The organism is Phocaeicola sp. RTP21359st1_B8_RTP21360_211022, assembly GCF_040911965.1.
GTDB lineage: Bacteria > Bacteroidota > Bacteroidia > Bacteroidales > Bacteroidaceae > Phocaeicola > Phocaeicola vulgatus.
Window position 1 is genome coordinate 27161 of sequence record NZ_JBDFXP010000030.1, and the last position, 19597, is coordinate 46757.

General features: G+C 41.0%; 8 protein-coding genes and 2 pseudogenes. 8 read left to right on the forward strand and 2 right to left on the reverse strand.

What is annotated here, in order from left to right:
* Positions 1-13: 13 nt before the first annotated feature.
* The 5 genes from AB5062_RS15145 to AB5062_RS15165 all read left to right on the forward strand — a co-directional run bounded on the left by AB5062_RS15145 (position 14) and on the right by AB5062_RS15165 (position 13143).
* Positions 14-2869 carry a glycosyl hydrolase gene (locus AB5062_RS15145; protein ID WP_032953557.1) on the forward strand — a complete coding sequence of 952 codons (2856 nt, stop codon included), beginning with the start codon at positions 14-16 and terminating at the stop codon, positions 2867-2869.
* A gap of 205 nt (positions 2870-3074) precedes the next feature.
* Positions 3075-6080, forward strand: a complete 3006-nt coding sequence (locus tag AB5062_RS15150; RefSeq protein ID WP_011964646.1) for a DUF4982 domain-containing protein — start codon at positions 3075-3077, stop codon at positions 6078-6080.
* A 106-nt stretch (positions 6081-6186) separates the two neighbouring features.
* Entirely contained in the window at positions 6187-8031 is a 1845-nt protein-coding gene (locus AB5062_RS15155) for a rhamnogalacturonan lyase (RefSeq protein ID WP_005845719.1), read from the forward strand.
* Positions 8032-8178: 147 nt separating this feature from the next.
* Positions 8179-9822, forward strand: a complete 1644-nt coding sequence (locus tag AB5062_RS15160; RefSeq protein WP_005845717.1) for a rhamnogalacturonan acetylesterase — start codon at positions 8179-8181, stop codon at positions 9820-9822.
* 21 nt (positions 9823-9843) lie between these two features.
* Entirely contained in the window at positions 9844-13143 is a 3300-nt protein-coding gene (locus tag AB5062_RS15165; protein ID WP_032953563.1) for a DUF6250 domain-containing protein, read from the forward strand.
* A 137-nt stretch (positions 13144-13280) separates the two neighbouring features.
* Here the strand turns inward: AB5062_RS15165 and AB5062_RS15170 are convergent.
* Positions 13281-14831 (reverse strand): annotated as a pseudogene (locus AB5062_RS15170) (ATP-binding protein).
* Between the two features lie 1140 nt (positions 14832-15971).
* On the opposite strand from AB5062_RS15170, the gene AB5062_RS15175 reads away from it, so the two are divergent.
* Positions 15972-16199 (forward strand): transposase family protein, encoded by a 228-nt coding sequence (locus tag AB5062_RS15175; protein ID WP_229533075.1) that lies wholly within the window; start codon positions 15972-15974, stop codon positions 16197-16199.
* 29 nt (positions 16200-16228) lie between these two features.
* Positions 16229-17050, forward strand: a pseudogene (locus AB5062_RS15180) (ISAs1 family transposase).
* A 711-nt stretch (positions 17051-17761) separates the two neighbouring features.
* Here AB5062_RS15180 and AB5062_RS15185 read toward each other — a convergent pair.
* Positions 17762-18340: an RNA polymerase sigma-70 factor gene (locus AB5062_RS15185; protein WP_032953553.1), complete on the reverse strand. Its 579-nt coding sequence runs from the start codon at positions 18338-18340 to the stop codon at positions 17762-17764.
* A 136-nt stretch (positions 18341-18476) separates the two neighbouring features.
* Between AB5062_RS15185 and AB5062_RS15190 the strand changes: the two genes are divergently transcribed.
* On the forward strand, positions 18477-19493 hold the full coding sequence (locus tag AB5062_RS15190; protein WP_008670314.1) for a FecR family protein: 1017 nt from the start codon (positions 18477-18479) through the stop codon (positions 19491-19493).
* Positions 19494-19597: the final 104 nt, after the last annotated feature.

Genomic DNA, 19597 nt, shown 5'->3' on the forward strand with positions numbered 1-19597 from the left:
ACAAGTAAGATTTATGAAGCAATCCTTATTTTTAAAGAAATGCAGTAAGTTCTGTTATGTACTTTTTGCAGTTTGTGGCTGTTTGGCTTGTACACAGAATCAGAAGATTGAATGGCCGCAAGTGACTAACGAGACCAAGCCTTGGACGCGATGGTGGTGGGAAGGCAATGCGGTCAGGACTACTGACTTGGATACGGTTATGCGTAAGTACCAGGAGGCAAATCTGGGTGGATTAGAGATCACTCCTATTTATGGAATACATGGTTATGAGGACCGCTTTAAAGATTTTCTTTCTTCGGAATGGGTTGATTTGTTTCTGTATACTTTGCAGGAAGCAAAGCAGTTGGGGTTAGGAATTGATTTGGCTAATGCTTCGGGATGGCCGTTTGGAGGACCTTGGGTTACTCCCGAAGATGCGTGCAAGACGGTGGGTTATAAAACTTATCAATTGAAAGAAGGCGAACAATTAGGTGAACCTGTCCGATATAAGGAAGAAGGCTTTGTCAGATTGGCAGGGCATACTCCGGTAAAACTGGCGGATTTGAAAGAACCGGTCAGTGCGAATGCTGATTTACAGACATTGGCATTGGATCAGGTACGATATAAAAAGGAACTTCCTTTGATTATAGTGACTGCTAATAGTGATAAAGGTGAATGTCTTGACTTGACTTCAAAAATAAAGCCGGATGGTACATTGGACTGGACGGCTCCTCAAGGTGACTGGACTATTTGCGCTCTGTTCCAAGGTCATCATGGAAAAATGGTAGAACGTGCAGGACCTGGTGGTGAAGGTGATGTGATAGATCATTTTTCAGCTTCGGCCATTGATCATTATCTCAGTAAATTCGATGAGGCTTTTAAAGGAAAGGATATCAGTTATCTGAGGTATTATTTTAATGACTCTTATGAAGTGGACGATGCAAGAGGCGAGTCGAATTGGACTCCTGCTTTTTTTGACGAATTCCAAAAATATAGAGGATATGACTTGCGTCAGCATTTACCCGCATTGTTAGGTATGGATACACCGGACAAGAATGCAAGGGTGTTGTATGATTATAGACAAACCATAAACGATTTATTGATAAATCATTATTCCATTCGTTGGCAACATTGGGCGGCAAAACAAGGAAAGGGTATAAGGAATCAGGCTCATGGTTCTCCTGCCAATATTCTGGATTTGTATGCAGTGAGTGATGTGCCCGAAATAGAAGGGCGTGATTTGGTCAGTATAAAAGCGGCTCCGTCTGTAGCCCATACGGAAGGAAAGAAACTCTCATCTTCGGAAAGTGCGACTTGGCTGGATGAACATTTCCAATCGAATCTGGGAGATGTAAAGAAAGCACTTGATCTTTTCTTTTTGGGTGGGGTGAATCATATTTTTTATCATGGCACTTGTTTCAGTCCGCAGGAGGCTCCTTGGCCGGGATGGTTATTTTATGCGGCAGTCCATTTTCATCCGAATAATCCGTTTTGGGAGGATTTTAAATATTTGAATCAGTATGTTACTCGCGTGCAGTCATTTTTACAGGATGGCACTCCTGATAATGATGTTCTTTTATACTATAACATAGCCGATGTGATGTCTGAACAAGGGAACAGAAGTCTTCAGCATTTTAGCGGATTGGATCGTAATATGTTGGAATCTTCGGTCAGAGAAAGTGCGGTAACTTTAACAGAGAATGGTTATGCGTGGGATATGATTTCTGACAAGCAACTTCTTAAAACTAATATTGAGAAAGAAATGATTGTAACGCCCGGTGCCGCATATAAAACCGTTCTTGTTTCGGCGGCGCAATATATTCCTTATGAAACAATGGAAAAACTGATGGCTTTGGCTGATGAAGGTGCTACCGTTGTGTTTCATAAGGGAATTCCTCAAGATATGGCCGGAATGATTCTTTCGGAAGAGAAACAGGCTCATTTTAAAGAAATGCTGGATGCTCTGGACTTTCATGCTGAAGGTGCTGTTAAATGTGCTCGTGTAGGTAAGGGGAAGATTTGTTTGTCAGATGATATTAATGCTCTGATGAATGAGGCGAATGTGGGTGCCGAGAAAATGTATCAGGCAGGTCTGCAATGTATCCGAAGAAATAGTGCGACGGGAAAATATTACTTTATAGAAAATAGTAGTGACCGTAAAATAGAGGATTGGATTCCACTTCGTACAGAAGCTCGGAGTGCGGCGATTTTCAATCCGATGACTGGTGCCAGTGGTTTGGCTGCTATGAAACGCAATGACGGGCAAACAGATGTTTACCTGGAATTGAATCCGGGTGAAACTGTCATTGTATCAACTTCCAGTCAGAATTTTACAGGAGATGCCTATGCTTATTATCAAAATGCAGGTGAGCCAAATCCTGTTTCCGGCAGTTGGACTGTTTCTTTTGTTCAAGGAGGTCCTCAACTTCCTGCTTCTATAACGGTTGACAGTTTGGGCTCATGGACTGATTTTGTAGGGGATGAATATAAATCTTTTTCTGGAACAGCCGTTTATACGACTACTATAAATAAGGTGCCTGTAGCGGATGTGATCAAATTGGATCTTGGCTCTGTAGCGGAAAATGCATCTGTCTATTTGAATGGAGATTATATCGGTACAGTGATTGACTCTCCTTATCAATTGTATATCCCTGCTGAAAAATTCAAAGGACAGGATGAGTTAGTTGTCAGAGTAGCCAACTCTATGGCGAATCGAATTGCTTATATGGATAAGAAGGGAGTGGACTGGAAGATTTTCTATAATGTAAATATGTCTGCAAGAAAAAAGGAAAATGTGAAAAATGGTATCTTTGATGCTTCTGATTGGGAACCAAAATCTTCAGGGCTATTGGGACCTGTAACGTTGACTCCGGCTATGGTGAAGCAATGAATTATATAGTCCTGATGTTGCAACCTATAGAATAAATGTTTCAGGGTGTTTGTGTAATATGTTGAGTATTAATGCAATATGTGAATATGCGCAACATGAATACCCTGAAATTTCGTTTTGAACGAATTTCTATATAAATGTATCTTATTCTATGGTAGGCAAGAGGACTTTATGCTAGTTTTGCAACAAACAATTTGAGATAGCTATGAGAAACAAAATTCTTTTATTTTTATTGACTTTTATAGGAATAAGTCAGATTGCGGCAGCATCATCTGTCCGTGATAAATACAATTTTAATTCTGAATGGTTACTTTATGTTGGCGATACACCGGAAGCCAAAGAGGTACGTTTCCAGGATACGGATTGGAAGAAAGTAACATTACCCCGTCCTTTTAATGAAGATGAAGCTTTTCGTTTGAGTATAGAACAACTGACAGATACTGTGATGTGGTATCGTAAACATTTCCGTCTGCCTGCCGATAGCAAGAACAAAAAAGTCTTTGTTGAATTTGAAGGGGTTCGTCAAGGAGCTGATTTTTATATCAATGGCGAATATATCGGCTTGCATGAAAATGGTGCGATGGCTGTAGGTTTCGATTTGACTCCTTATATTAAATATGGACAAGAGAATGTAATGGCGGTCCGCATTGATAACAATTGGAATTATAAGGAACGTGCTACCGGCACCAAATATCAATGGAGTGACCGTAATTTCAACGCCAATTATGGAGGTATACCAAAGAATGTATGGCTTCATGTTACTGATAAACTTTATCAGACACTTCCCTTGTATAGTAATTTAAAAACGACCGGTGTCTATATCTATGCGGAAGATATCCGTGTGAAGTCTCGTAAGGCTGTGGTTCATGCGGAGTCTGAAATAAAAAATGAATATAATCGGGATAAGAAAGTCGCTTATAAGGTTGAAGTGTTTGATCGTGACGGGAAAAGCATAAAAAGTTTTGAGGGTACTCAGACGGTAGTAAAACCGGGTGAAACTGCGACTTTGGAAGCTTCAGCAGAAATAGACGGACTTCATTTCTGGAGTTGGGGATACGGATATTTGTACACAGTAAAAACCAGTTTATGGGTGGATGGCAGAAAAGTAGATGAAGTGGCTACCCGTACCGGTTTCCGTAAAACTCGTTTCGGCAAAGGAATGATTTGGTTGAATGACCGGGTGATTCAGATGAAAGGTTTTGCACAGCGTACCAGTAATGAATGGCCGGGAGTCGGTATGAGTGTTCCTGCATGGCTGAGTGATTATAGCAACGGTCTGATGGTGGAAGATAATGCCAACTTGGTTCGTTGGATGCATATCACCCCTTGGAAGCAGGATATTGAATCGTGTGACCGTGTCGGATTGATTCAGGCGATGCAGGCCGGTGATGCAGAAAAGGACCGTGAAGGCCGTCAATGGGAACAACGTACAGAATTGATGCGTGATGCCATTATTTACAACCGTAATAATCCGAGTATTTTATTCTATGAATGTGGAAACGAATCAATCAGTCGTGAACACATGATAGAAATGAAAGCGATTCGTGATAAGTATGACCCTCATGGAGGCCGTGCCATCGGTTCCCGTGAAATGCTTGATATTCGTGAAGCCGAATATGGTGGCGAGATGCTTTATATCAATAAGAGCAAACATCATCCGATGTGGGCCATGGAATACTGCCGTGATGAAGGTCTGCGCAAATATTGGGATGAATATTCTTATCCATATCATAAAAATGGGGAAGGAAATAATTCATTCCGTTCTGCAATGACTAATAAGGTCCAGAAAAAGGTGGATGCCCGTGCTTATAATCACAATCAGGATTCCTTTACTATTGAGAATGTGATTCGTTGGTTTGATTATTGGCGTGAACGCCCGGGTACAGGTGACCGTGTCAGCTCAGGAGGTGTGAAAATCATCTTCTCGGATACGAATACACATTATCGTGGTGTGGAGAATTATCGTCGTAGTGGTGTGACAGATGCCATGCGTATCCCTAAAGATCCTTTCTATGCACATCAGGTGATGTGGGACGGATGGGTGGATATAGAGAATCCCCGTATTCATATCGTTGGTCATTGGAACTATAAAGAAGATGTGGTTAAACCTGTTTATGTGGTATCCAGTGCAGAAAAAGTGGAATTGTTCCTGAATGGTAAATCTTTAGGAAACGGTCAAAGAGATTATCATTTCTTGTATACTTTCAAAGATGTGGCATTTGTTCCGGGCAAGTTGGAAGCTGTAGGGTATGATAAGAATGGAAAAGAATGTTGCCGCGCTGAATTGCAGACTGCCGGCAAGCCGGAACAGATTAAACTTAGTGTGATTCAAAGTCCTAAAGGCTGGAAAGCGGATGGAGCTGATATGGTATTGCTTCAAGTGGAAGTGATGGATAAAGATGGCAGACGTTGCCCGCTGGCTAATGATCTGATACATTTTGACGTAGAGGGACCGGCTGAATGGCGTGGTGGAATAGCACAGGGCAAAGATAATTATATTCTTTCAAAAGATTTGCCTGTAGAATGTGGAATCAACCGGGCTTTGATACGCTCTCTTACGACTCCGGGAGCAGTTCGTATAACAGCCAAGGCTGATGGATTGCAATCTGCCGAAATCAGTCTTTCTTCCGCACCGGTTGAAGTGAAGAATGGCTTGAGTAACTATATTCCGGGAGATGAACTGGAGGGCAGGCTGACCCGTGGAGAAACTCCGTTGACTCCTTCTTACAAAGATACGAAAGTCGATGTGAATATCTTATCGGCGGTTGCCGGAGCCAACCAGGATGAAACGATAAAAAGTTTCGATGATAATGAATTGAGTGAATGGAAGAATGATGGCAGACTGAACAGTGCATGGATAACTTATAGTTTGGAACGTGCGGCCCGTGTGGATGAAATTTGCATGAAACTTACCGGTTGGCGTTTGCGTAGCTATCCTTTGGAAATATATGCAGGTGATGAACTGATTTGGAGTGGTGAGACTGAAAAGAGTTTGGGATATATCCACCTGAATGTAAAACCTGTATTGACAAATGAGATAACCATTCGTTTGAAAGGTGCCAGCAAGGAAGGTGACGGTTTCGGACAAATTGTAGAGGTTGCTGCGCCTGCTGCGGGTGAATTGGATTTGTTTAAGGCAAAAAATGGCGATAAAACCAATCACGAGTTACGCATTGTTGAAATTGAGTTTAAAGAGAATTTGTGGCAATAGAGATGTGGATATTTTTTAGAGGTAAAGATTGATAGACAGGAGTTTCTTTTTTAAGTAGATAGGCGGGGAAACTCCCCGCTTGTATTAAGGTTTTATAAATTGTTAGATGAAACATTGGGTTATGATGAATATGCTTCTGCTTGTCGGAAGCATATTCGCTTTCTCCCAACCTTATAGTGGAGAAAAGCTTTCAAGAGGATTGATTGGAATTCCTACAGAGGAAGGAATGTATTTTAGCTGGCGCATGACCTTGGAGGATGCAGCCGGATTACAATTTGATTTATACCGTAGTTCCGGTGGAGGTGCGGAGGTAAAATTAAATAAAGAACCGATAGATCGGACTTCCGATTTTTTAGACCGTACGGTTGATTATACGGTGGATAATCGTTGGACTTTAAAAGCAACTACCGGGGAAGTCGCTACCTGGACCCGTTTGAAGGGAGAGAAACGGAATCCTTATTTAAGTATTCCTGTTTGTAAACCGGAGGACGGAGAAATAGCAGGTGAATCATTCACTTATACAGCTAATGATTGTAGTGTAGGTGATCTGGATGGTGATGGAGAGTATGAGATTATTTTAAAATGGTCTCCTTCTAATTCAAAGCGACCGCCACAACGTGGCTTTACCGGTAATACCTATTTGGACGCATATAAAATGGATGGAAGAAGATTGTGGCGTATTGATTTGGGACCGAATGTACGTTCCGGAGCAGCCACTACTAATTTCTTGGTTTTTGATTTTGATGGAGATGGATGTGCGGAAATCTGTTGTAAGACAGGAGATGGTACTGTCGATGGGCTGGGACATCGGATAGGAGATGCCCAAGCCGACTGGAGGACATGGGATAAAAAAAGTCCTACGTATGGTAAGATAGTAAATGGCCCGGAATACCTCACGGTTTTTGAGGGACGTACCGGAAAAGAACTGGATTCGAAAGAATATATTCCAACCCGTTATCCCTTGGATGGTTGGGGAGGTGTCGGTGGCAATTGTGGTAATGATAATACTGGTGGTCGTTCAGACCGTTTTACAGCTGGAGTAGCTTTTCTGGATGGAAAAACGCCTTCACCTATCATGGTAAGAGGATGGTACGGACGGACGGTGGTGGCTGCATGGACTTTTACAAACGGGGCATTGAAACATACATGGACTTTTGATAGTGCGGCACCGGGGTGGGAGGCCTATTCGGGCATGGGAAATCATAGTGTGACCGTAGCGGATTTTGATGGTGATGGTTGTGATGAAATCTGTGTGGGGGCTATGACTGTAGACCATGATGGTAAAGGACTGTTTACTACGGGCTTGCGTCACGGTGATGCTTTACATGCCGGACGTTTTATTCCTTCCCGTCAAGGTATGCAGGTTTTTGGCGTGCATGAAAATGAAGGCGATAATGAAATTGTAAAGCGTACTCCTGCCGTAGCTATGTTTGATGGAGCGACCGGAGAAATTATCTGGCAGGATGGTTTGGGACAAGATGCCGGTCGTGGAGTAGCTGCTGATATTGATCCGCGTTATGATGGAGCAGAGTGTTGGTGCAATATAGGAGGTTTGAGAAGAGGGGATACCGGAGAAATAATCAGTAATAGAAAGCCTGACTCCTGTAATTTTACCATTTATTGGGACGCTGATCCCTTAGCGGAATTACTGGATCATGTTTCCATCAGTAAATGGAATTGGAATGCGGAAAGTACAGATTTATTATTGAAAGCCGAGGGAGTTGTTTCCAATAATGGAACAAAAGGTAATCCGTGTTTGTCGGGTGATATTTTAGGAGATTGGCGAGAAGAGGTCATTTGGCCTTCCGAAGACCAGACGGAATTACGTATTTATTCTACTACCATACCGGCTGTGGACAGACGTGCCACATGGATGAATGACCGTCAGTACAGGTTGGCGATAGCTTGGCAGAATGTAGCGTATAACCAACCGCCGCACCCTAGTTTCTAGCCTTGTCGCTACTCTGATTAGGATATATGTACTATTGGTTGAACGAATAAACAGGAAAATGAATGAATTTCTATTCTCCGGTTTGTTCGTTCATCTTATTTTTGTGAGAAATTTGAAATGCAATAAAAGAAAAACACTATAAATGTCATGAAAGGAAACAAACTTTGTTTATGCTTTTTGTTAGCTGCCGGAGTAGGATTGGGAGCACATGCTCAAAATAAAATAGCTGCTCCGATGAAGGATGTGAATCAAGTCGTTGATAATACACTTGATAGTTTGAATGTGGCGCGTTCCGCCCGTCCTGTTTCAGGTTCCAGCCGGAAAGGGGATAATCCGGTGTTGTTCCTTGTTGGAAATTCAACGATGCGTACCGGTACGTTGGGCAATGGAAATAACGGTCAATGGGGATGGGGATATTTTGAACACGAGTATTTTGATGAAAATAAGATAACCGTTGAAAATCACGCATTGGGAGGAACCAGCAGCCGTACTTTTTATAACCGGTTATGGCCTGATGTCTTGAAAGGAGTTCGTAAAGGTGACTGGGTTATCATAGAATTGGGACATAATGACAATGGTCCGTACGATAGTGGCCGTGCCCGTGCCTCTATTCCGGGAATTGGCAAAGACAGTCTGAATGTGACTATTAAAGAGACAGGAGCAAAAGAGACCGTATATACGTATGGGGAATATATGCGTCGTTTTATTCATGATGTGAAGAAAAAAGGCGCTCATCCTATTTTGATGTCCCTGACTCCTCGCAACGCTTGGGAAGATGCAGACAGCACTATTATTACCCGGGTAAATCAGACATTTGGATTATGGGCGAAGCAGGTAGCTAAAAAAGCGAGAGTTCCTTTTATTGATCTGAATGATATCTCGGCACGCAAATTTGAGAAATTCGGCAAAGAAAAAGTAAAGTATATGTTCTATCTGGACCGCATTCACACAAGTGCTTTTGGCGCACGTGTCAATGCAGAATCAGCAGCCGAAGGAATCCGTAATTATAAAGGGTTGGAACTGGCTCGTTATTTGAAACCGGTAGAAAAAGATACGGTTACGGGGGCTACCCGTAAAAAGGGGAATCCTGTATTGTTTACGGTGGGAGACAGTACTGTGAAGAATGCCGATAAAGATGAAAAGGGTATGTGGGGATGGGGAAGTGTTATTCACGAACTGTTTGACACGGAAAGGATCTCTGTAGAGAATCATGCGAAAGCGGGCCGCAGTGCGCGTACTTATTTAGATGAAGGGCGTTGGGATAAAATCTATCATGCACTTCAGCCGGGAGATTTTGTTTTGATACAATTCGGACATAATGATGCAGGTGACATAAACACAGGGAAAGCGCGTGCGGAATTACCCGGTTCAGGAAATGAAAGCAAGGTCTTCAAAATGGAGAAAACCGGCAGCTATCAAGTGGTTTATTCTTTCGGCTGGTATTTGCGTAAGTTTATTATGGATGTAAAAGAAAAGGGAGCTGTTCCTATTGTCCTGAGTCATACACCCCGCAATAAGTTTGATAATGGTGAGATAGAGCGCAATACCAGTTCTTTTGGTAAATGGACGCGTGAAGCGGCAGAAGCGGCCGGGGCTTATTTTATAGATTTGAATAAAATATCAGGAGACAAGCTCCAGGATATGGGATACAATCAAGGTTTGCGTGTAGTAGGAACGTATTTCAATCATGACCATACCCATACCTCTTTGAAAGGTGCCCGTATGAATGCCCGGAGTATTGCTGACGGGCTGAAAGCTACGGACTGTCCGTTAAAAGACTTTTTAAAGTAAATGAAAACAAAACAACATCGTATGAAAAATCTGTTTCTGTTTTTATTTCTATTAGTTGTCTTTACGTCAAAGGCACAGGATAATAGGGTTTCCGGTTTAAATTCCCGTCAGTTTACTAAATACTGGAAGGTTGAATCGGAATCGCCTGATTATAAAGTGACGTTTCAGGGAGATACCGCTGAAATAGTATCTCCCAAAGGATTGACTCTTTGGAGAAAAGAGAAGATGAGTGGAAAAGTGACCATTGAATATGATGCATGTGTGGTGGTGGAGTCGGATGGAGATCGTCTGAGTGATTTGAACTGCTTCTGGATGGCATCAGACCCTCAATATCCCGATAATTTATGGAAGCGCGAAAAATGGCGTAGCGGTATATTTTTGAATTGTTATTCTTTACAGCTTTACTATTTGGGATATGGTGGCAATCATAACTCTACTACACGTTTCCGTCGTTATGATGGGGATGAGTCGGGTATTACAAATCCTAAAGCCCGTCCTGCTATTCTAAAGGAATATACGGATGCCGGACATTTGCTGAAGCCGAATCATTGGTATCACATCAAGATTACCAACGAGAACAATAGGGTTAGTTATTACATAGACGGTGAGCGCTTGGTGGACTTCAGGGATGCTGAACCGTTACGGGAAGGCTGGTTTGGTTTTCGTACCACTTTGTCGCGTACTCGTATTACAAATTTCAGTTATGAATGCTCATCGCAAGAGGCGACTGCTGTTCCCTTGCAATGGATTGGTGAGACTCCCCGGCAGGATAAGGTCGTAAGTTTCGGAGTGCCTTTTGATAAAGGGGAAGTTTTTCCGGAAAACAAGTTACGGCTATCTGCAGAAAGTGGTGAGGATATTCCTATTGATACCTGGACTTTGGCTTATTGGCCAGATGGTTCTGTAAAGTGGGGAGGAATAGCTGGAGTTATTCCTGCCGGAACAGAAAAACTGACTCTGGAAAAGGCGGTAAAGAAATCTAAAGCGAAATCCAAACTGCCGGATACAGATAAAAAGAAGTCCGTTTCTGTGGCAGAAACATCACAGGGTATTCATATTTCTACCGGAGTCATTTCAGCATATATACCTCGTCAAGGCGAATTTTTGATAGATAGTCTGTTATATAAAGGTGTGAAAGTAGGAGAAAAGGCTAGGCTTATCTGCCATACGCAAAGCGAACCGGTACTTGAAAGTACTTCTCAAGTTTCTTTCACTAATTATATAGGAGAACTGAAATCTGTGACTGTAGAGCGTGCCGGTTCTGTGCGTGCGCTTGTTAAATTGGAAGGGGTACACAAAAGTCCGAATGGTCGTGAGTGGTTGCCCTTTGTGGTACGGCTTTATTTTTATGGTGGCAGTGAGCAAGTGAAAATGGTGCATAGCTTTGTATATGACGGAGATCAGAACAAAGATTTCATTCGCGCCTTGGGAGTTCGTTTTGACGTTCCTATGCGTGAGGCTTTATACAATCGCCATGTAGCTTTCTCTTGTGCCGATGGTGGAGTCTGGAGCGAGCCCGTTCAGCCTTTGGTGGGACGACGCATACTTACATTGGGTAAAACCGGAAATGGAGAATCTTCATTACAGCAACAGCAGATGGAAGGAAAACGCATTCCTTCTTATGAAGCTTTTGACGAAAAGAACCGTGCTTTGCTTGATCATTGGGCTTCTTGGGACAGTTATCGTCTGTCCCAACTGACAGCGGATGCATTTTCAATCCGTAAACGTGCCAATGACAATAATCCTTGGATAGGTACTTTTTCCGGTACACGTAGTGAGGGTTATGCCTTTGCCGGAGATATAACCGGAGGCATGGGGCTTGAGTTGCATGATTTCTGGCAGTCTTATCCGTCTTCTATTGAAATCTCGGATGCAAAAACTCCGGTGGCTGCTCTTACCGCATGGATATGGAGTCCGGATGCTGAACCGATGGACTTGCGCCATTATGATAATGTGGCCCATGACTTGAATGCCAGTTACGAAGATGTGCAAGAAGGAATGAGCACCCCTTACGGGATTGCCCGTACAACGACTCTTACCTTGATACCTCAGGGTGGTTATAGCGGAAAGAAAGCTTTTGCAGAACAAGCTAAACAACTTGCCGGACCGGGAGTGCTGATGCCTGTACCTGACTATTTGCATGCCAAGCAGGCATTTGGTGTTTGGAGCCTTCCCGATCGTAGTACTCCTTTCCGTGCCCGGGTGGAAGACAGGCTGGATGCTTATATCAGCTTCTATCAAAAAGCGATAGAACAAAATAAATGGTATGGTTTCTGGAATTATGGGGATGTGATGCATGCATACGATCCTGTCCGCCATACCTGGCGTTATGACATCGGAGGTTTTGCATGGGATAACACGGAACTGGCTTCTAATATGTGGCTATGGTATAATTTCCTGCGTACCGGACGTGCTGATATCTGGCGCATGGCAGAAGCTATGACCCGTCATACGGCGGAAGTGGATGTGTATCATATCGGTCCGAATGCAGGATTGGGTAGCCGGCACAACGTCAGTCATTGGGGATGTGGAGCCAAAGAAGCACGGATCAGTCAGGCTGCCTGGAATCGTTTCTACTATTATCTTACTACGGACGACCGATGCGGTGATTTAATGACCGAAGTAAAAGATGCCGATCAGAAACTGTACACGCTGGACCCCATGCGTCTGGCGCAACCTCGCAGTCAGTATCCTTGTACGGCACCTGCACGTCTCCGCATCGGTCCCGACTGGTTGGCATACGCCGGAAACTGGATGACTGAATGGGAACGTACCGGCAATACGGTTTACCGTGACAAAATTATAGCCGGGATGAAAAGTATTGTGGCACTGCCCAACCGTATCTTTACAGGTCCGTTGGCTTTAGGTTATGATCCGGCTACAGGGATTATTACCAGCGAATGTGATCCCAAGTTAGAAAGTACAAATCATTTGATGACCATCATGGGAGGTTTTGAAGTCATGAATGAAATGATCCGTATGGTTGATTATCCCGAATGGAATGAGGCATGGCTTGATCTTGCCGCCCGTTATAAGCAGAAAGCATGGGAGTTAAGGAAAAATCGTTTCCGTATATCCCGTTTGTTGGGATATGCAGCCTATCATACCCGTAATGCAAAAATGGCGGAAGAGGCTTGGACTGATTTGTTTTCCCGCTTGGAACATACTCCGGCTCCACCTTTCCGTATAGAAACTGTTCTTCCGCCGGAAGTTCCCGCTCCTTTGGATGAATGTACAAGTATCAGTACCAATGATGCCGCCCTTTGGAGTCTGGATGCCATTTATATGCAGGAAGTGATTCCGGTGGATGGTATGAGATAGGATATTTTCGTATCTGTTTGATGATATCATTGTATAGCTTATCATCCTGAACATGAGTGAAGAATCTGTTTACAACAACTCTTTTATTGTTTACAGATTCTTCACTAATATTCAAAATAATAGAAATGACAGAATCATTATTCAACAATCCATTTTTCAATATTCCGTGTTTCAGCACTGAAGTTCACTCCTATTTTAAACAGTCTTCGTCCGTCTGTTTCAAAAGGAAGTGCGTAATGCTTGTCGTTAATCTGCTGTAAGGCTTCTTCCGCTGTTCCGTTCAGTTTAAACTCCATTATATAGATAAACTTGTCTGTCTGCAAAACGAGGTCTATGCGGCCCCTGCTGGTGTGATACTCCACTTTGACATAGAAACCTACCAGCTTAAAGATGATGAAAAGTACATTCTCGTAATGCAGTTCCTGTTCACGGATAATCTCGTATGTAGTGTCTGCAAAGAAGCTTTGCAGGCGTTGGAAGAAAGAATTGTAGTCGCCGGAACGTATTTCACGGACAAACTTTTATATCTCAAATGGAGATTCAACGTTGTTCATGCTGGTATAATAAGGTACAAGAAACTGTATGAACCCTTCTTCCACTTCTTTGTTTGGAAAGCCCAAATGATAGATACCGAACTCTTCATCATATCCTTTTATAGTAAGATATCCACTTTGATAGATAACAGGAATGGGACTGGTTGACTCCGAATCAATGCTGTTCAACACTTGGGCATTGGTCTCTTCGTGTGCCATCCGTTCCAGATTGTAATGATGTCTTTTTAGCAGTTCCACCAAGTAAGTAGGAGTCCCCGTCTCGAACCAGTAACTGCCAAATTCCTTGCGCTTGAAAGCATTGAGCAGACTGAACGGATTATACATGCCGATGGAGTTGTGGGTGAAGTGATAGCCATCATAATATTGTCTTAGTTTTTCGCAGAAGCTGTCATAGGTCATCTTCTGTACATCTGCAAATTCATGAAGTTCGGTTTCCAAATTCTTATGAATTTCTTTTTCGCTGATGCCACATAATTCTATATATTCATTCCACATCGAAATATCATCCAGGTTATTCAGATCACTGAATACACTTACTTTTCCAAACTTAGTTACTCCTGTCAGCATGGCGAATTTGATGCAGCCATCCTTGCTTTTCAATGCTCCGTAGAATGCTTTAAGTGTTTCGCGAAAACTATTTTGCAATTCTTTATTGCCGATGGCTTGCAACATGGGCTTGTCATATTCGTCTACCAGAATCACTACACGTTGGCCTGTTTGTTCATAAGCGCGCTGAATGGTGCCTTCAAAACGCATGGACAAGGAATCTTCGGCAGGCTCGCTTCCATATAGCTTTTCCCAGGTTACCAATGTACGGTTCAGTTTGCTTTCCAAACTTTGCGGACTATCATATTTCTGTGTATTCAGGTCAATGTGCAGTATGGGATATTTTGTCCAGTCCTTTTCCAGTTTTTCCATAGCCAGTCCTTGAAAAAGTTCCTTTTTCCCTTGGAAATAAGCTTCCAGAGTGGAGATAAGCAGGCTTTTTCCGAAGCGGCGTGGGCGGCTCAGGAAATAATAGCGTCCGGATTTCACCAATTGATAAATCAATGCTGTTTTATCAATATAGAAATAGCCATCCAGGCGGAGACTTTCAAAATTCTGTATACCGATAGGATAAATCTTATTGCCCATACTTTTTTGTTTTTAAATGATAACATACAAAGTTACTGATTTCCTTTTTATTTCCTGTATTTTCAGCGAATTCTTTTGGAATAATGTTTTGTTTTTAAGTAGGTATGTCACAGAGGGGAATACAGAAACTTTTCATCTTTTGTTCTCTCCTAAAAGGATTTTATGATCTTTTGTTTCTTAATTTATGTCGATGGTTGATGTGGATAAAGTATAATTTATGAGATACCTTATTAGAAATAATCAGTAACAGGCAAAAATGGGTTCATCTGAAGAAATTTATTGGAACATGGCAAAAAATAATAGAAAGTTGGACGCGAAAATGCCCTCATGCCCTCATTTTTGCCATAACTTATTTATAATGAACTGCTTATTAGTGGTGGTAGCATCGGTGTTAGTGAGGGCAATGCCCTCACTAACACCGATGCTTAAAAATAAATTATTCAGACTTTATCGCATGATACAAAGTACTTTTATTGCTGGCTTTTGGGGGAATGCTCAGCTTGCAGAGAATGCGTCTGGAATAATTTATATTGTTGATTTATAGTTCTTTTTATGCGTATGTCCTTTCGGGTAATTGAAAATCTTCATGAGCGGTCTCCCTTCTTCCTTCTTCTCTGAAGTAGCAGAAGAAAAGTGATATTTGAAAAACTGCTCCAAAGGCAAAATTTGCTCAAATTCGGTGTTGTTTTGCCACAATACCCTACTCTTTTTCATCATTCACCCCCTAACGTTCGTTCTTATAAAGCAGCTGCATGGCTTGTGAATCGAGTTGGTGGTAGTCTATGTGTGCATATTTCCCTGTCTCTTATTTCTTTTCTTTTCCTACTTTTTATATGTTTGTAATTGCTTATCTACCTAGGTGGTTAAGTCTAACCACAATAGTGGTTAAAGTTAACCACAAAGGTGACTAGACTTAATCACATCCGTGGTTATGGCAGATGCATTATATTTTTTACTATATTATTCCTTGTTATTTATTTGTTATATTGTTGATTATTAATGTGTTATTATTTGATTATGTCGATTGTTTTTCTTGTCTTTATAAGATATATTAAAACATAAACTAACATGAAAATTGGTATAATTGACCTTTGTAAACAAATAGAAGATCCTAGGATGAACCGCAAAAAAGTCCATAAAATGGAAACTATTATCTATATATCCATTGCTGCTGTAATCTGTGGCGCCCAATCCTGGAATGAGATTGAGGAATTTGGCAATGCGAAAATTGCTTTTTTCAAGAGTCGCATACCTAGCCTGGAGTTCATCCCCAGTCATGATACTTTTAACAGATTCTTCAGTATGATAAAGCCCGATTATTTTGAGTTGATCTTCCGTAATTGGGAAAACAAGTCTGTCAGGAGGTGAAAGGCGTTGTAGCTATAGATGGCAAGCTCATGCGTGGTCCAAGCCAATGTGATGGAGAACATACTAGGGGAAAAGAAGGATTCAAATTATGGATGGTTTCCGCCTGGTCTGCCGCTAATGGAATTTCTTTAGGTCAGGTGAAAGTAGATGACAAAAGCAGTGAGATTACAGCTATTCCATTGTTGATTAACTCTTTGGAACTAAGTGGTTGTATTGTTACAATTGACGCGATGGGATGCCAGAAAGATATAACCCAGACCATTATTGAGCATGATGCAAATTATATTATCGCTATAAAGGAGAATAAGAAAAAAATTATCAACCGGCTAAACAAATCATTGATGATTATCAGGATAGAGATGAAATAATCAATAGAGTCATCAGGCATGTGTCGGAAAAATGCCGGACATGGAAGGATTGAGAAAAGAAACTGTACTGTAGTCAGTTATGGATCTATAATGGAGAAAATGTTCAAGGAGAAACTTGTGGGGTTGAAGTCTGTTGTAAGGATAAAGTCGGAAAGAACAATAGTCGCAATAGGGGAATATACTCAAGAGGTCAGATACTATGTAACTTCACTTGATAATACCCGACCTGAGAAGATTGCATCTGCCATCAGGCAGCATTGGTCTATTGGGAATAATCTTCATTGGCAACTGGATGTTACCTTTCGAGAAGACTACAGTAAAAAGGTGAAAAATGCTGCCGGAAACTTTTCGGTGGCAACAAAGATGGCGCTTACCACACTTAAGAATGAGAAAACAACAAAAGGAAGTATGAATCTGAAAAGACTAAAAGCGGGATGGGATGAAAACTATTTGTCACAACTTTTGCAGGACAATAATTTTTAATGCGTCGGCCCTGTAGTTTGGTTGAGCAATCATGAAGGAACTTTGATGTAAACCTGTTCCTATCCTTGCGTAACTACATCCCTATGTTTGTATCGTATAATCGGGAGATATGCTTTGTGCTATCGGTATAAATCCGTAAAGGCTGCATTGGGCATGACATGGAAGAGAAAAAGCCTGAAAAACGGCTGTTTCTTGATTTTCGGGAAATAGATAAATGTTAATGTATCTATCTGATAATAAGTAATATATGTCTGTGTGAGAAAGTAAACACAGTGAGGGCATGAGGGCATTTATGAGAGCATAAAGATGATACACTCATAATATAGTGCATTGTTAATGAGATGATTATCATCGTTAATGAGGGCATGAGAGCATATTGTCTTCCAACTTGTTCTGTAAATCTGTATAAGAAATATGCCTCTTTGAAATCTATAGAGTTAGAAAAATTACTGTATTCTTAGGTTATAGATGTCTTTAGACGGATAGGGTAATATTTTATCGCACCTATTTTGTATTTTTGTAAAAAGGAGCGTTTTGTATGAAGAACATAATCAGAAAGATAAGAACCTACTATTCTGTTTCGGAGTGAAGCGTTGGGAACATTGACACAACTTTTGGAGAGGCATATATTCCCGGCAGAAACACTTCTTATCATCATATCAGTTATGAAGTGATAGGGTATAAGGATATAATAGGATGTACGGGTTCCTATTAAGGGGCAAAAAAGAATAGAAGTAAGGGTAAGTAGTCTTTTAATTCTTTCCGTAATTGTTTTAGTGCCTGTTGAATTCTGTAATCTACCGTTTTGGAAGATATGTTTAATTCTTCTGCAATTTCCTGATAGGTCTTATTTTGGAAACGGTGCATTTCAAAAGCTATCCGATAAGATTCTGGAAGATTAAGTATTGCTTTTTCTATTTTTTGTGTTAATTCTTCTATAATATAAAAATCAGGATCTTCGAATAGTTCCTGTATGTCCGGAGTGAGTATATTTTCTATTTGGAATCGAAGAGAATTTCTGGTCATTAAGGTATAACATTTGTTTTTTACTGCCTTGAACAAATAATGATGAACAGAAGAATCTATATGATTTGTTTTTCTATTTTCCCATATCTGTAACATGGTATCTTGAACCACTTCTTCTGCATCTTCTAATGAAACAAAACTGCGGGCAAAAGCACAAAGCATAGCATAATATTTGATGAATAAAGTATCAAATGCCTTCTTATTGCCCTGTTGCATGGATATATACAGTTGCTTGTCTATCAAATTATCATTTGTGGTTTCCATAGATTATAGAAGAAAATGTTATTGCAAAAATACATAATTTTAATCATGAAAGTACCTATTCGAAAAATAATTCAAAAAAAACAGTTTTTGGTTTAGGAACTTTTGATCTTGGTTAGACTTATTATAAAAGGACATTATGATAAATTCAGATACCCGAATAGATGAAGCGCTTTTACTCCGTTATTTTGAAGGAGAAGTGACTCTAAGTGAGAAAGATGAGATTGAAAAATGGATTATCTCTTCCGAAGCAAATAAAAAGCTGGCCAAACAGATTTATTATCTTTCTTTTGCCACAAAAACAATGGATACCTTAAAACGGACTGATGCACGGGCTGCCTTGAAGGAAGTCAGAGGCAGGATAAGAAGGGAACGACAGCTACAATGGGGGCGATGGGCACAACGTGCCGCTGCTATTCTTGCCATACCTTTGTTGCTGTCTACTTTGTATTTATATTATAATGCCGATAGACAGGATGAGATGAGCTTTATTGAAGTCCGCACTAATCCGGGAATGATTACAACTATTGTTTTGCCAGATAGTTCCCGCGTATGGCTGAATTCGGAATCTTATTTGAAGTATCCCGTTCGTTTTGCTAAAAATGAACGAAATGTAATATTACAAGGAGAAGGATATTTTTCTGTTAGAAAAAATGTGGATAGCCGTTTTACCGTTCAGACTCCTCATCACACTCAGATTCAAGTGCTGGGTACTGAGTTTAATGTAGAAGCTTATGAAAAAGAGGATGAAGTAAATACCACCTTGGTATCTGGAAAAGTACAGTTCCAATATGATTCAGAAAGAGGAAAAAAACGAATGGATCTGTTGCCTGGTGAGAAGATTACCTATAATTCTATATCAGGGGAGGTTTTTGTTTCACGGGCGGCTGTTCTGTCGGATATTTCTTGGAAAGAGGGTAAGATTATACTTTATAAAACTCCTATTGAAAAAGCGTTACGTATGCTAAGCAAACGGTTCAATGTGGATTTTGTGATAACAGATCCGGCATTGAAAGAAAATTCGTTTACTGGAACTTTTATACATCAACGTTTGGATCGTATTTTGGAGCATTTTAGAATATCTTCCGGGCTTCGTTTCCGTTATATTGAAACAACAGATAGTACACAAGAAAAGAGTAAAATAGAAATTTATTAATCCATCTGAAGCTAATATGAGAAACAAACATCCACCAAAAGAAAAATACGGGAAAATAATGGCGTATTCTCCCGTATAAAACAAAGTCTTTTCAGAAATCCCTG

Excerpts from the sequence above, each read along its gene's own strand:
- AB5062_RS15175 (WP_229533075.1), top strand. The coding sequence starts at position 15,972 with ATGGAAACTATTATCTATATATCCATTGCTGCTGTAATCTGTGGCGCC.
- AB5062_RS15160 (WP_005845717.1), top strand. The coding sequence starts at position 8,179 with ATGAAAGGAAACAAACTTTGTTTATGCTTTTTGTTAGCTGCCGGAGTA.
- AB5062_RS15155 (WP_005845719.1), top strand. The coding sequence starts at position 6,187 with ATGAAACATTGGGTTATGATGAATATGCTTCTGCTTGTCGGAAGCATA.
- AB5062_RS15185 (WP_032953553.1), bottom strand. The coding sequence starts at position 18,340 with ATGGAAACCACAAATGATAATTTGATAGACAAGCAACTGTATATATCC.
- AB5062_RS15150 (WP_011964646.1), top strand. The coding sequence starts at position 3,075 with ATGAGAAACAAAATTCTTTTATTTTTATTGACTTTTATAGGAATAAGT.
- AB5062_RS15190 (WP_008670314.1), top strand. The coding sequence starts at position 18,477 with ATGATAAATTCAGATACCCGAATAGATGAAGCGCTTTTACTCCGTTAT.
- AB5062_RS15165 (WP_032953563.1), top strand. The coding sequence starts at position 9,844 with ATGAAAAATCTGTTTCTGTTTTTATTTCTATTAGTTGTCTTTACGTCA.
- AB5062_RS15145 (WP_032953557.1), top strand. The coding sequence starts at position 14 with ATGAAGCAATCCTTATTTTTAAAGAAATGCAGTAAGTTCTGTTATGTA.